This window comes from Salinigranum rubrum, from assembly GCF_002906575.1.
Lineage (GTDB): Archaea > Halobacteriota > Halobacteria > Halobacteriales > Haloferacaceae > Salinigranum > Salinigranum rubrum.
In genome coordinates, this window is sequence record NZ_CP026309.1 from 1,501,909 (window position 1) to 1,515,395 (window position 13,487).

The window sequence follows — 13,487 nt, forward strand, 5'->3', positions numbered from 1 at the left end:
TGCGGCCGCCGTCAGCGGGACAGAGAGCGACGCCGGCTGTGAGTCGCCGTGACCGTGACCGGGGACAGACGACCATCGACTTCGCCGTCGGGGCGACGCTGTTCCTCCTCACGATGGCGTTCGTCTTCGTGTTCGTCCCCGTGATGTTCGAGCCCTTCGCGACCAGTCAGTCCGACCCGCTCGTCGCCGACCGCGTCGCCAACCGCCTGGCGACCGACGTCCTCGGCACCCCCGCGAACCCGTACGTCCTCAACGCGACGTGTACGACGGCGTTCTTCGCGAACAGCGCGCCGCCGTCGGGCTGTTCGTACGCGTACGACACGGCCAGCGACCACCCGAACCTGGCGCTCGGCGTCGACGCCGAGACGAGGATCAACGTGACCGTCGTCGACTCCGCCGGGTCCGTCGCGTTCGGCGCGGGCGCGGACCGGACGAACGCCCGCGACGTCATCACGGCACAGCGGCGGGTGCTGTACGACGGCCAGTCGTACGACCTGTTCGTCAGGGTGTGGTGAACGATGTGGGAACCGAGGCAACGCACGCGACGACCACGACTCCGGACGAGCAGCCGCGGCCAGGCCCACACGCTGGAGGCGTTCGCCGCGGCGACGATCCTGCTCGCGAGCATCGTCTTCGCCCTGCAGGTGACGGCCGTGACGCCGCTCACCGCGTCGACGTCGAGCCAGCACATCGAGAACCAGCAGGAGGCCGTCGCCACCGGCGTCCTCGCCTCCGCCGCGGAGAACGGCACGCTCAAGCCGACCGTCCTCTACGTGAACAACTCGTCCGGGAACTTCCACGGCAACACGTTCGAGGGGCAGTACGTCTCCGGCGGACCGCCGACCCCATTGGGCGAGACGCTCAACGAGACGTTCCTCGACCGGGGCATCGCGTTCAACCTCTACGTCCACCACCGGACGAGCGACCGGACGGTCCGCCGGAAGACGGTCGTTCGGATGGGCGGGCCGAGCGACAACGCCATCTCCGCGCGGTGGCGGGTGACGCTGTACGACGACGACGTGCTGTACGCCGCGGACAACACCCCGACGACCCACACGCTCGCGAACTCGACGACGTTCTACGCGTCGGACATCTCGCCGGGGACGCTGTACAACGTCCTCGAAGTGGAGGTGGTCGTGTGGCGGATGTGAGGCGGCCGCCGACGCGCCCCCGGCGACAGCGCGCGAGCAGCGACGGCAGCGACGGCACCGGCGGTCGCAGCCGAAGACGCGGACGCGGACGCAACTCCGACTTCGACGACGACCGCGGCCAGTTGTTCCTCGTCGGGGCGCTCTCGCTCGCCGTTCTGTTCGTCGGTTTCGCGCTGCTTTTGAACACCGCCATCTACACCGAGAACCTCGCGACCCGGAACACCGACCCGGGGACCGACCCCTCCATCAGCTACCGGGCGGCTGCCGAGGACGCCGCGCGGGAGCTCATGATCCGGGAGAATCGCAACGGGACGGACCCCACGTGGGACGAGAACACGCAGTGGTACGAATCGAGCGTCGAGGCGTGGAGCGACAGCGCCGGTCTCCACGCCGCGCGACGCGCCCGGGTCGCGTCGGTCGCCGTCGACTCGACGAACGGGACGCGGTTCCAGCAGACCAACGCCTCGCGCAACCTCACGAACCGGAACTACGCCGCGGACTGGACCCTCGGCAACAACCCCTCTGCCGTCCGAGACGCCAGTCTCACGATCAACGCGGACTCGCTTCCCGAAACGAACCGCTCGAACGTCCTCGGACTCACGCTCGGGTTCGACGACCCCTACGCCGTGGCGTTCGACGACACCGACGGCGGCAACACCTGGCACGTGTACGTCTACGACGACAGCGACACCGGCGGCGACGACGTGACCGTCCTCGTCGACGACGGCACAACCGAACAGGAGTGTACCCACGTCGGACCAGCCGCACACGTCGACCTCTCCAACGGGAGCATCAACGGGAGCGCGTGCTCGGCGTTCGCCCTGCTCGACCTCCCCGACGACGCCGTCGACGACGAGGACATCCGACTGCGCTTCGAGAACGGCGACCAGGCGACCGGGACATACGACATCAAGGTCGCCGAGGGGGCGGACATCAGCGGCAACGTCTACGACAACGAGGCCGACGACGACGGCGCGGCGTTCGCCACGGCGATCATCTACGATGCCGACGTCACCATCACCTACGAGAGCACCGACGTCTCCTATCGGACGACGGTCCGCATCGCCCCGGAGGAGATACGATGAGTCCGCCGCGTCCCCGTGGTTGCACTCGCGGTCCTCGCGGCCGGCCTGGTCGCGGTCGCGGGGGGCAGAGGCGACGCGCGCTTCCGTTCGCTCGGGACGACCGTGCGGTCTCGACGACGCTCGCGTACGTCCTCTCGCTCGGCATCGCGAGCCTCCTCATCTCCGGGTTGATGTTCGCCGGCAGCGGCTTCGTCGAGAGCGAGCGCGAGCAGGTCATCCGCTCCGAGTTGGTGGTGGTGGGCCAGACGCTCGTCGCGGACGTCGAGGGGGCCGACCGCCTGGCGTCGACCATCGACGGGACCGTCAGCGTGCGGTCGTCGCTGCCCCGCCGCGTCGGGAGTTCGGCGTACACCATCACGCTGACCGACCAGGGCGGCGGCGTCACCGAGGTCACCATGACCGCGGCGTCGGTGGACATCTCGGTCGCCCTCCGACTGGTGACGAACACCCCCGTCGCGGAGGGGACCGTCGAGGGGGGCGAACTCGTCATCGTCTACGACGCTGCCGACTCCCCGCCCGCACTGGAGGTGCAGCGAGCGTGATGGACAGCCGCGGCGTCAGCGACACCCTCGGCTTCGTGTTCGTCTTCGCGCTGGTGCTGTCGACGGTCGGGCTCACCTTCACGTTCGGCTACAGCGGCCTCAAGGACACGCGCGACTTCGAGCGGCTCAACAACGCCGAACGCGCGTTCGACGTGATGGGCGACAACTTCGACGACATCGTCCGCCGCGGCGCGCCGAGCCGCGCGACGGAGGTGAAGGTCGCGGATGCGCAGTTGGGACTCGAGGACGCGACGACGGTGAACGTCACCGTCACGAACACCTCGGGCGTGAAACAGAACGTCCAGTACGACATCCAGCCGGTTGTCTACGAGGCCGGCGGCGGCCGCATCGTCTACTCGAACGGTGCGGTCTTCCGCGAGGACCCCGGCGGAGCCGTCGTGATCCGCCACGCGGAGTTCGTCCTCCGACAGGAGCGGGTGCTGCTCCCCGTGGTGAACACCCGCGGGGGAGGCGGGACGGAGTCCATCGGCGGGACGACGACCGTTCTGGTCCGTGCGACGAGCCCCGACGGCCAGCGGCAGAGTTTCGGGTTCGATATCGCCCGCACCGAGCCCCAGTCGGAGGTCATGGTGAACGTCACGAGTCCGCGTCCGGCGGTCTGGGAGCGCGAACTCAGCCGGTACGACGACGCCGACTGCGACATCGACGGAAACACCGTCTCCTGTACCGTCTCGAACCCCGAGCGCGTGTACGTCCAGGAGACGCTGATCGGCATCACGTTCGAGTGAACTATGACAGACGACACCCACCGCGAGCGACGACCGAACCGACAGCCCGAATCGGACGACCGCAGCCGACGTCGCGCGCGGCGACGAGGACGAACGCCCGCGAGCGACGCGTCCGGTCCGCCGCGCCCGCCGTGGCTGTATCGACTGGTGCGCGACCGGAGCGGCCAGTCGACGACCATCGGCGTCGCACTCATGCTCGCCATCGCCGCCATCGGGGTCACGGCCGTCGTCGCCCTCGGCGGGACGGCGCTGACCGACTCACAGACGTCCGTCGACATCCAGCGGACCGAACACGCGATGACGCTGCTCGACTCCCGCGGGGCGATGGCCGCGCTCGGCGAGTCCGAGAGCCAGGAGGTCACGCTCAGCGGGAGCGGCGACGGGTCCTATCGGGTCGCCTCCGATTCGGGCTGGATCCGCGTCGTCCACAAGAACTTCACCGACCCGACCCCCTCCGAGGAGGTCATCTTCAACCGGTCCCTCGGGGAGGTCCGGTACACCCGGGACGACGCCGTCGTCGCCTACCAGGGCGGCGGCGTCTGGCGCACGCAGGACAACGGGACCGTGATGATCTCACCCCCCGAGTTCCACTACCGCGACCAGACGCTGACGATGCCGCTCGTCCGTGTCGACGGCTCGGGGAGCGCGTCCGGGCGGGTCACCGCCGAGGTGACGCCGCTCGCCACCGGAACGGACGTCCAGAGAATCTTCCCGAACGAGACTGCGAGCACGGCCGACGGGCCCGGTGCGCCCTACGACGACGCCGGCGACACCAGCTACGACAACCCCGTGACGAACGGCACCGTCGTCGTCACCGTCCACAGCGAGCACTACCGCGGGTGGGCGACGTACTTCACGGAACGCACCGACGGCTTCCTCTCGGTCGACCACGCGAACCGGACGGCTTCCATCGAACTCCGAACGCTCGCGGGCGCGCCGGGGGCGTTCGACATGCCACTGGTGGGCGAGTCGTTGGAGACGCCGAGCGTCGCCAGACAGCACAACGTCTCGCAGTTCGAGCTGCAGCTCGCGCCGGATTCCTCGAACGCGAACGCGTTCAATCAGCTCCACTGGTCGATGTACTACCAGGGAACCGACGGCCAACAGTTCGAGATTCATTTCGCCGGGCAGGGACGGTGTGACTCGGCGACGGCCGACGGGTTCACCAAGGGGAGCACCGAGCTCAGCGTCTCCGTCTACTACCGGCACAACAGCTCCGCGCCCTCCGAAGAGTGGGAGCGCGTCCTCTCGGACCCCCACGTTCAGACCCGCCCGGTCCACGTCGACTGCAGCACCGGCGCGCCGCGACTCGACGCCGACCTCACCTCCTCGTTCGACATGGAGTACACCGACATCGACATCCAGGGGAGCGACAACAAGTGGCACTTCGGCAACGAGATCAAAGACCAGGACGTGCCCGACGAACTGACCTTCGACCAACACGCCGACGACCCCGGCGACGACTACGACGAGGGGAGCGACAGCGAGGAACTCGGCTTCCTCGTCAACCACTACTTCTCCCGGCTCGGGCCGGACTTCCAGCTCACCGTCGACGCCGGCCCCGGTGGGAGCCAGAACCGCGTCAGCGAGGAGGCCTCCACCGGCGTCCTCATGTACGACACCATCGACGGCGAGGAGTTCATCCAGTTCCTCCACATCACCGAGAACGAGGTGCGGGTCGAACTGAACGGCTGAGCCGCCGCTGTGGTCTTCTCTGCCGCGCCCCGCGAAAAGAACCCGGAGATTTCGCGTCTTACTCGTCGTCTTCGTCGTCCTCGTCGCGCATCTCGTCGAGCCGTCCCACGAGGTCGTCCGTCGAGACGTCGGACTCGACGCTGACCTGGCCGTCGTGGTCGTGCTCGTGGACGCTGACGCCGTCGTCCTCGCCGTCGCTCGTGTCCTGTTGCTGACGCTCCTGCTCGGATTCGTCGTAGCTGCCGAAGCCCATACGTTTCTGTCGTCGACGCGGCGGTAAAAAACCACACACCTCGCAAGCGCCGTGTGAGTGAATAGCTCGTGGGGGCTCGTGTTCCGTCTACCCGAACGCGCCCAGACTCGACTGCAGGTCGCGCTCGACCGCTCCCTCGCGGAGTTCGTACCCGACGAGGTCGCGGAGGTCGACCGCGTAGGTGCTGCCGGCGTGGTCGAGCACCAGGATTCGCCCTTTCGTTCCCCGCACGGTCCCGGTCGCGATGGTCTCTCCCACGGGCCGTTCGGTGAGGTCGAGGCCGTAGTCGAACGCGAACCGGTCGAGGACGTCGAACCCGTCCAGCACCGCCTCCCAGGCGGCCTCGTCGACGCGCTCGCCGAGGCCGTCCATCTTCGTGTCGACGCGGACGAAGTCCGAGAGCTCCGTCGCGATCTCCGCTTCGAGTTCTCGGGCGATGCGACCGTTCGAGACGGTGTAGAGGTGTGCGGCCCGGTCGGCACCCTGCTCTCTCAGTCGGGTTTCGAGCCGCCACAGCTTCGTCACGCCCACCTTGAACGAGTCGGGGGAGAAGGCGGCGAGGTAGACCGCGTGGTCGTCGTAACAGTCCATCTCGTCTTTGAGACACGTCCCGGTACAGCGCGCACAGACCCACGTCGAGCGGTGGCTGGCGCAGTACGGCGCCTCGGGTTCGCCGCAGGCGACGTGGGCGCGCGAGTCCCGCCCGTAGACGGTTCCGGCGCAGTGGCGGTCGCCGAGCGTCCACGAGAGCGTCGTCCCGGGGTCGAGCGAGACGGCGTCGACCTCGTTCTCGGACCCGTCCCCACCCGGTTCCGCTGCGGCATCCGAGCGGGAGTCGGAGCCGGAGCCACGGCTCACGAGGAGCGTTCCCGAGACGGTGTCGTAGCCGACGACCTGCACAGTGAGTGAAAGGAGCGAGACGGTGAAAGGTGTCTCGCTCGCGGCTATTCGTTCCTCACGCCTGCTCGTGCTCGGCCTTCAGCTCTTCGTACAGCTGTTCGGCCGCGTTGCGGACGGCCTGGTCCGAGGGCGTCGAGGGGTCCCACCCGAGCGCCGACACCTTCTCGATAGAGAGGCGCATCCGGGGGACGTCGCCGGTCCAGCCGCGCTCGCCGCCGGTGTACTCGTAGGTGGGGTCGAGGTCCATCACGTCGGCGACGATGTCGGCGATGCGGTTCACCGAGGTGGTCGTGCGGGTGCCCAGGTTGTACGTGTTGACCGGTTTCGAGGCGTGTTCGACGACGTGGCAGATGGCGTCGACGCAGTCGTCGACGTGGAGGTACGACTTCTCCTGGCGGCCGTCGCCGAGGATTTCGAGGGTTTCCGGACTCCGGAGCAGTTTCTCGATGAAGTCGGGGATGACGTTTCCTCGTTGCTTCGGGCCGACGATGTTCGCGAAGCGGAAGACGTACGCGGTCATCCCGTACGAGTGGCCGTACGTCGAGACGAGGCCCTCGTCGGCGAGTTTCGATGCGCCGTAGATAGAGATGGGTTCGAGCGGCGCGTAGTCCTCCGGCGTCGGCATCGGCGCCTCCCCGTACACCGTCGACGACGAGGTGAAGGCGACGTGGTCGACGCCGACGTCGTCCATCCGTTCGAGGACGTTGTACGTCATCTCGGTGTTCTCCTCGAACAGCCGTCTCGGGTCGCTGTAGTTCGTGTCGGTGTAGGCCGCGAGGTGGAAGACGACGTCGACGTCCGCGGTGATCGCCTCGGAAACGTCGGCGGGGTCGGTCATATCGGCCTGGACGAACTCGACGCCGTCGGGGACGCGCTCTCGGGTACCCTTCGAGAGGTCGTCCGCGACGACGACGTCGTTGTCCGCGGCGAGTTTCTTCGCCAGGTGTGAGCCCACGAGTCCCGCCCCGCCCGTGACGACGACGCGTTTGTCGGAGAGGTCCATATGAGCCACACGTCCGAGCGAACGGATAAGTGCGTTCTGATAGCGGGGGGAGGGACGGAACTGTAATGTGGGTGAACGACACAATACAGACAGTACCCGTGTCGTCGTCATCGCCGCCGTCGTTCGAGGAACTGCTCGAAAGCGTCGACGAGCGCCGCCGAACGGTGACGATATACGCGCCCGCGGTTCCCGACGCCCTCGAACGTCTGTTCGACACGCGGCACGTCTGCCTCGAACACGAGTTCCTCCCGCGGGGCGGCGGCGAACCGTTCCTCACTGTCGTCGACGGTGACCAGTACGTCGGCAGCCTCGACCTCCCAGCCGTGTACGACTTCGGCCACCCGAAGATACACGAAATCGGCTCGCCGGAGTTCGTCGAGGCGGCCTACCGGAAGCTCACGTCGCTACTGCCCGACACCGTCTTCTCGTCGCTCGACCGCCGGCAACTGCTCGCGACCTCCCGAGAGATCGAAGACCGCGCGTGGCGGATCGGCGACGGGCGGCTCGACGTCGGCTTCCAGGCGCTCTCGAAACTCCGGGCGCAGACCGACGTCTACGAGGCGCTCGTCGACCGCGGACTCGACGTCCACCTGTACGGTGCACCCGACTGGCGGCCGCACTTCTTCGACGGCGTGACCGTCCACACCGACGGCGACGAACTGGGCGAGGTCTGGTTCATGGCGTACGACGGCGACGCCGACCCGGGACAGGCGTGCGGGCTGGTCGCGGTCGAGCGGTCGCCCGGGTCGTTCGAGGGCTTCTGGACCTACGACCCCGAGACGGTCGCGCGCATCTTCGCCTCCGCGGCCCGCTTCCCGGTCAGCCCCGAAAGGGAACTCCCATAACCTCGGGCGGTCGACTCGGCGGTATGCACGAGAACGCCCCGCTTTCCGGCCACGTCACCGTCCTCCGACTCGGACACCGGCCGGGCCGGGACGACCGGATGACGACCCACGTCGCGCTCACGGCCCGCGCGCTCGGCGCGGAGCGTGCGCTGCTCGTCGGCGACACGACGGGGGCGCGCGACACGGTCCGGGACATCACCGACCGGTTCGGCGGCCCCTTCGTGGTCGAGGCCGTCGACGAGTGGCGGCCCCTCGTCCGCGAGTGGGAGGGGAACGTGGTCCACCTGACGATGTACGGCGAACGGGTGCAGGACGTCGAGCGCGAGATTCGCGCGTCCGTCGTCGACAGCGAGGACCCGCTCCTCGTCGTCGTCGGCTCCCAGAAGGTCCCGTTCGAGGTGTACGACGCCGCCGACTGGAACGTGGCCGTGACGAACCAGCCCCACTCGGAGGTGGCCGGCCTGGCGGTGTTCCTCGACCGCCTGTTCGAGGGCCGAGAACTGAGCCGGGAGTGGGACGACGCCGACAAGCGGGTGGTTCCGATGGAGACGGGGAAGAGAGTCGTCGACGCGGCGTCCGAGACGGTCGAGGAGTGAGGCGCTCGGGACAGAGTAAAGCGCATGCCGGTATACGATTCGCGGGAGTAATCGTCTCTCACGAGTGCCGGGTATTGTCTACCGACCGCGGATACGACCGGCCATCGAGAACGTCGATGGACGACTCACGGACTGACCCGTCGAGCGCGCGCCTCGTCGACCACTTCGACGGCGGTGACCACGAGGCGGCAGCGGCGTGTCTCGAACGGACCGAGACCGAAGCCGCGTCGAGCCGGAAACGGACGCTTCAGGCGCTCGGAGCCTCGCGGACGACCGTCCGACCGCGTTCGCCTGTGTCGTCTCGGCACTCACGCCGTGTCTCACCGACGGGGAGCGGTCGGTCCGCCTGACGACCGCGAAACTGCTCGTCGCCGTCGCCGAGGCGGACCCGTTTCGCGCTCGGTGTCGACGCGCGTCGGGACGAACGGGCCGGCGAACCCGGAACCGTCGACGGGGTTCGGGTCACCACCGGCGACGCCGTCGCGGCGATAACCGCACCGAGCGAGGACCGCGAGTGCCGCCCCTGCGGGCTGGCACTCCCCGAGAGCGGGCCGCCGATGTGCCCGCGCTGCGGCGCGCCGTACCGACTGGATTTTGGTTGGCCTAAAAACCGAAACAGGTTTGTGTTTTTAGGCTAGCCTAAATCGCATGAGTGACGACCCGACACAGCACACGGGGCCGACGCGGCGCGAGTACGTGAAGTACGGCGGGGCGGTCGTCGGCGGAGGGTTGCTCGCGGGATGCTCCGGCGACGGCGAGTCGGAAGCGACGCGGACGACAACCGGAACGGCGACCGAGACCACGACGGCACCGACGACGGACACGCCCGAGGACGACTCCTACACGGTGTCGATGTCGCCCGTCGGCGAGGTGACGTTCGAGCGGGTGCCCACGAGCGTCCTGACCTACTACCCCATCTCCGCCGGGACGGCCGTCGCGCTCGGTCACGGCGATTCGATCACCGCCATCGGGTACGACAAACAGCTGTTCGGCGACACCGTCGACTACTACTACGACAGCCTCGATTCGGTCTCCTTCGACTGGGAGAAACTGGGTCGCGTCACGCCGAGCGACAACCCGAACACGCTCGACGAGGAGGCGTTCTACGAACTCGACAGCGACGTTCACTTCCTCGACCCGGCGCTGCTCCGGAGCGGCGCGTTCGGCTGGAGCGAGCGGGACGTCGAGCGAATCGCGTCGAACGTCGGGCCGTGGTTCGGTAACTACTACAGCCGCACGAACGCACAGCCACCGGAGCCGTACCGCGACGACTACGCCTACTACGACCTCTGGGAGTACATCGGAAAGATCGCCGCCGTCTTCCGAGAGCGAGAGCGCTACCGGGCGTTCGAGTCGATGCACGACGACCTCCTCGCGCGCATCGCAGCCGACCTGCCACCCGAGTCCGAGCGGCCGACGGTCGCCATCGTCGCCTACAGCAACGGAACGTTCTGGCCGTACGACTTCACCCACGACGGCTACCTCTGGGCCCACGTCCGCCCGATGGGTGTGAGAAACGCGTTCGAGACCGTCGAGGGCGGGCCGAGCGCCGACGGCTCCTACGACTTCGAGGGGCTGGTCGAAGCCCAGCCGGACGTGATGCTCCGGTACTGGGGCACCGCGCTCGGCCGGACGTTCGTCGACGGCCGCGAGTCCGTCCTCGACCACTCGCTCGCCAGCGAGGTTCCGGCCCTCCGCGACGAGCGGTACTACCCGTCGGGCCACGGCATGCAGGGGCCGATCATGAACCTGTTCAATCTGGAGATGACCGCCAAGCAACTGTACCCCGACCGGTTCGGCGAGTGGCCGGGCTACGGCGACGGAAACGCGTATCCGGACGTCCCCGCTGACGAGCGACTGTTCGACCGCGAGCGAGTCACGAACATCGTCGCGGGGGAGTTCTGAGCGCGAACGACTAGACCGATATTCGACACGACTGCCACTGCAAGTGCGGCGTTTTTTGCTTCGCCGCTTCGACGGGAGAACGTGCCCGGACTGACACGTCGCGTCCGCCCCGGCGGATCTGCACTCGATTTCGACGGTCTCGTTTCGTCTCGCTCACGGCCCCCGGTGCGCGACCGGCCGTCGGCCGTCGGACAGCGACCGCGTGCCCGGGTCCGCTGACGATGGCCGCCGAAGCGGGTTCCGGCATCGTCGACAGCCTCATCGTCCTCCTGACGGTGTTCATCATCGCCGGGGGCGTCGGGACGCTCGTCGCAAAGATCGGAGACGTCCCGTACACCATCGCGCTGCTGCTCGCGGGCCTCGCGGTCTCCGTGATCGTCAGTGTTTACGCCAGCGTCGGTGCGGTCGGCCAGTTCCGCGACATCGTCGTCGAGAACCTCGCGCTGTCGCACGACCTCATCCTCCTCGTCATCCTCCCGCCGTTGCTGTTCGAGGGGGCGGCGACGACCGACCTCGAACGGCTCAGGGCCAACGCCGTCCCGATACTGACGCTCGCCGTCCCCGGGCTGCTCGTCTCCGTCGTCCTGCTCGGCGGCGTCGGCCTCGTCGTCTTCCCCGCGCTCGCGTCCGGCGCCGTCGCCGCACAGTTCTCCCTGCTCATCTCGCTGCTGTTCGCGGCGATGATCCTCCCGACCGACCCGGTGTCGGTGCTCGCGCTGTTCGAGGAGATGGGCGCGCCCGAACGGCTCTCCGTGCTGGTCGAGGGCGAGAGCCTCATCAACGACGGGGTCGGCGTCGTCGTCTTCAGCACGCTCTACGTGCTGGTGGTCGACGGTGCGAACCCCGACGTCCTGTTCGACCCGACGGAACTGTCGCTCGTTCTCGGCGAACTGGTCGTCGTCTCGCTCGGCGGCGCGGTCGTCGGCCTGATCGCCGGGTACGCGGTCTACAGCGTGATGGTCACGCTCGACGAGCAGATGACCGAAATCGTTCTGACGCTCGTCTTGGCGTACGGGAGCTTCCTCCTCGCGGAACACTACCTGCACGTCAGCGGCGTCATCGCCACGGTGGTCGCCGGGCTCTTCATCGGCAACCGCGGTGCGGAGTACGCGATGAGTCCTCGGACCAAGATATCGGTGTTCAACACGTGGGAGACCGCGGCGTTCCTCGTCAACACGTTCATCTTCATCGCTATCGGCGTCCGGACGCCCATCCTCCGACTGATCTCGAACTGGCATCTCATCGTCGGCGCCATCGTCCTCGTACTCGCCGCACGGGCGGCCATCGTCTATCCGTCGGCCTTCCTGCTCAACCGCGCTCGGTCGGTCGACCTCCCCCGGAACTACCAGCACGTCATGGTCTGGGGCGGCCTCCACGCCTCGATTCCCATCGCGCTCGTGCTCGGACTGCCCCGGTCGGGCGGCCTGCTCACGCCCGAACTGACCCAGACCCTCGAATCGATGGTGTTCGGGGTCGCCGCGTTCTCGCTCGTCGTCCAGGGGCTGACGATGGGCCGGCTCCTCGACCGGCTCGGCGTCGTCACCCGCTCGGAGGCCGAGGAACTGTACGAACTGCTCGTCGGCCGGCGGCGCGCGGTTCAGGAGGCGCTCGACGCCGCCGAGGCGCTGTATCGAGACGGCGAGATACCCCGGGGCGTGTACGAGGACTTCGAGGCCGAGTACGGGAACGAACAGGAGGACCTCTCGGGGGCCATCGCGCGGCTGTTCGAGCGCCACCCGGAACTGCGCACCGAACAGCTCCTGATGGGCGAACGGCGGGTGCTCCAGCAGGAGAAGAGCGCGCTCATCGACGCCGTTCGCTCGGGGCTCATCGCGAGCGACGTCGGCGACCGACTCACCGAGGAAGTCGACCTGAAGCTCGACAGCGTCCGGAGCGGGGAGAGCACGGTCAAGGAAGTCGAAGAGGGCTACACCGAGTTCTGGCGCGAACGCGCCCGCGAGTTCGGACTCGACGTCGGTGACGCCGACGACGGCGACCGGACCGACACGGCGGAGTGAGGCCGACCACGCCTCGCGGCGCCGTCCGCGAGCCACACGGTTGGGGAGGGTGAGGCTGCTCATCACTCTGTCTTCTAGTCTGTATTCCCGTCTCTGTGCCCGGGCAGAGCGTTACAGGGTGCCAGGCTACACCACACTTTTTGTTAGCTGTGTTTACTCTCTCCCATGTTAGACAGTTCAGACGAGGCTCTGCTCCTCCAGCGGTACGGACAGATCGAACAGCGGTTGCAGAGCTACGACCGGACGATACACAACTCGTTCTATCTGAGTCTCGTCTATGTCGGTGCGGTGGTGGCCACAATCACACCACTGCCCGACTCTCCGGTCGTAACCTTAGTCGTCTTGGCGTTCTCCATATTCGTATCCCTCGGATTACTGTTCTGGAACGTGCAGGTGATGGAGGACCGCACCGAGTCGAACCGGCGCAAGGCGACGGTGGAGCGGATTCTGATGAACGAACACGAGTTCGGAGACGCTGACCACGCGTGGGCTGACGTTCTGGGCGACCAACATCGCGTACAGGGGATACCGGTCTCTCCGAACGAGTCGCCCAGTACGACCAGTAACCCCGGTAGTTCGTCCGATAAGGACCGTTTGGTCCTGTTGTACTACCTCGGCCTTGCCGTGGTTTTTCGGGTAGTGTCGATTTCATATCTCGCTAGCCAGGTACTCTCCGCTCTCGTCTGAATTACTCCGCCCGACCGCTCACCGCGCATCCGGAACTTTGAAACGACTGAACGGCGGA

General features: G+C 67.5%; 14 protein-coding genes. 11 read left to right on the plus strand and 3 right to left on the minus strand.

From position 1 onward, the window contains the following. Window positions 1–38 precede the first annotated feature (38 nt). Genes C2R22_RS07430 through C2R22_RS07455 form a run of 6 tightly spaced genes read left to right on the plus strand, consistent with a single transcriptional unit; the run spans window position 39 to window position 5,222 of the window. Window positions 39–515 carry a DUF7287 family protein gene (locus C2R22_RS07430; RefSeq protein WP_103425192.1) on the plus strand — a complete coding sequence of 159 codons (477 nt, stop codon included), beginning with the start codon at window positions 39–41 and terminating at the stop codon, window positions 513–515. A gap of 3 nt (window positions 516–518) precedes the next feature. Next, window positions 519–1,151: a DUF7288 family protein gene (locus tag C2R22_RS07435; RefSeq protein WP_103425193.1), complete on the plus strand. Its 633-nt coding sequence runs from the start codon at window positions 519–521 to the stop codon at window positions 1,149–1,151. Continuing rightward, entirely contained in the window at window positions 1,139–2,236 is a 1,098-nt protein-coding gene (locus C2R22_RS07440; protein WP_162562415.1) for a DUF7261 family protein, read from the plus strand. Before C2R22_RS07435 ends, C2R22_RS07440 begins: the two co-directional genes overlap by 13 nt. After that, a complete protein-coding gene (locus C2R22_RS07445) occupies window positions 2,233–2,778 on the plus strand; it encodes a DUF7266 family protein (protein WP_103425195.1) in 546 nt (181 codons plus the stop codon). The genes C2R22_RS07440 and C2R22_RS07445 overlap by 4 nt, the downstream gene beginning before the upstream one ends. Beyond that, complete coding sequence (locus C2R22_RS07450; protein ID WP_103425196.1) at window positions 2,778–3,527, plus strand: DUF7289 family protein; 750 nt, start codon at window positions 2,778–2,780, stop codon at window positions 3,525–3,527. The genes C2R22_RS07445 and C2R22_RS07450 overlap by 1 nt, the downstream gene beginning before the upstream one ends. Before the next feature lie 3 nt (window positions 3,528–3,530). Next, a complete protein-coding gene (locus C2R22_RS07455) occupies window positions 3,531–5,222 on the plus strand; it encodes a DUF7289 family protein (protein WP_245902922.1) in 1,692 nt (563 codons plus the stop codon). A gap of 58 nt (window positions 5,223–5,280) precedes the next feature. Here the strand turns inward: C2R22_RS07455 and C2R22_RS07460 are convergent, their stop codons facing one another. The 3 genes from C2R22_RS07460 to C2R22_RS07470 all read right to left on the minus strand — a co-directional run bounded on the left by C2R22_RS07460 (window position 5,281) and on the right by C2R22_RS07470 (window position 7,378). Further along, window positions 5,281–5,475, minus strand: coding sequence for a DUF5786 family protein (locus tag C2R22_RS07460; protein WP_103425197.1), 195 nt, complete (start codon window positions 5,473–5,475; stop codon window positions 5,281–5,283). 87 nt (window positions 5,476–5,562) lie between these two features. Beyond that, entirely contained in the window at window positions 5,563–6,375 is an 813-nt protein-coding gene (locus C2R22_RS07465; RefSeq protein ID WP_103425198.1) for a DUF2797 domain-containing protein, read from the minus strand. A 55-nt stretch (window positions 6,376–6,430) separates the two neighbouring features. Next, complete coding sequence (locus tag C2R22_RS07470; protein ID WP_103425199.1) at window positions 6,431–7,378, minus strand: NAD-dependent epimerase/dehydratase family protein; 948 nt, start codon at window positions 7,376–7,378, stop codon at window positions 6,431–6,433. 98 nt (window positions 7,379–7,476) lie between these two features. On the opposite strand from C2R22_RS07470, the gene C2R22_RS07475 reads away from it, so the two are divergent. The 5 genes from C2R22_RS07475 to C2R22_RS07505 all read left to right on the plus strand — a co-directional run bounded on the left by C2R22_RS07475 (window position 7,477) and on the right by C2R22_RS07505 (window position 13,429). After that, complete coding sequence (locus C2R22_RS07475) at window positions 7,477–8,223, plus strand: DICT sensory domain-containing protein (RefSeq protein WP_162562417.1); 747 nt, start codon at window positions 7,477–7,479, stop codon at window positions 8,221–8,223. 23 nt (window positions 8,224–8,246) lie between these two features. After that, window positions 8,247–8,819, plus strand: a complete 573-nt coding sequence (locus tag C2R22_RS07480; RefSeq protein ID WP_103425201.1) for a tRNA (cytidine(56)-2'-O)-methyltransferase — start codon at window positions 8,247–8,249, stop codon at window positions 8,817–8,819. A gap of 648 nt (window positions 8,820–9,467) precedes the next feature. Then, complete coding sequence (locus tag C2R22_RS07495; protein ID WP_103425203.1) at window positions 9,468–10,724, plus strand: ABC transporter substrate-binding protein; 1,257 nt, start codon at window positions 9,468–9,470, stop codon at window positions 10,722–10,724. A 221-nt stretch (window positions 10,725–10,945) separates the two neighbouring features. Then, window positions 10,946–12,742, plus strand: coding sequence for a cation:proton antiporter (locus tag C2R22_RS07500; RefSeq protein WP_103425204.1), 1,797 nt, complete (start codon window positions 10,946–10,948; stop codon window positions 12,740–12,742). A gap of 165 nt (window positions 12,743–12,907) precedes the next feature. Continuing rightward, window positions 12,908–13,429: a hypothetical protein gene (locus C2R22_RS07505; protein ID WP_103425205.1), complete on the plus strand. Its 522-nt coding sequence runs from the start codon at window positions 12,908–12,910 to the stop codon at window positions 13,427–13,429. Window positions 13,430–13,487 lie beyond the last annotated feature (58 nt).

What these genes read in the sequence shown, in the direction of transcription:
- C2R22_RS07470 (WP_103425199.1), bottom strand. Translation starts at nt 7,378, where the DNA reads ATGGACCTCTCCGACAAACGCGTCGTCGTCACGGGCGGGGCGGGACTC.
- C2R22_RS07435 (WP_103425193.1), top strand. Translation starts at nt 519, where the DNA reads ATGTGGGAACCGAGGCAACGCACGCGACGACCACGACTCCGGACGAGC.
- C2R22_RS07450 (WP_103425196.1), top strand. Translation starts at nt 2,778, where the DNA reads ATGGACAGCCGCGGCGTCAGCGACACCCTCGGCTTCGTGTTCGTCTTC.
- C2R22_RS07460 (WP_103425197.1), bottom strand. Translation starts at nt 5,475, where the DNA reads ATGGGCTTCGGCAGCTACGACGAATCCGAGCAGGAGCGTCAGCAACAG.
- C2R22_RS07505 (WP_103425205.1), top strand. Translation starts at nt 12,908, where the DNA reads ATGTTAGACAGTTCAGACGAGGCTCTGCTCCTCCAGCGGTACGGACAG.
- C2R22_RS07500 (WP_103425204.1), top strand. Translation starts at nt 10,946, where the DNA reads ATGGCCGCCGAAGCGGGTTCCGGCATCGTCGACAGCCTCATCGTCCTC.
- C2R22_RS07455 (WP_245902922.1), top strand. Translation starts at nt 3,531, where the DNA reads ATGACAGACGACACCCACCGCGAGCGACGACCGAACCGACAGCCCGAA.
- C2R22_RS07495 (WP_103425203.1), top strand. Translation starts at nt 9,468, where the DNA reads ATGAGTGACGACCCGACACAGCACACGGGGCCGACGCGGCGCGAGTAC.
- C2R22_RS07445 (WP_103425195.1), top strand. Translation starts at nt 2,233, where the DNA reads ATGAGTCCGCCGCGTCCCCGTGGTTGCACTCGCGGTCCTCGCGGCCGG.
- C2R22_RS07480 (WP_103425201.1), top strand. Translation starts at nt 8,247, where the DNA reads ATGCACGAGAACGCCCCGCTTTCCGGCCACGTCACCGTCCTCCGACTC.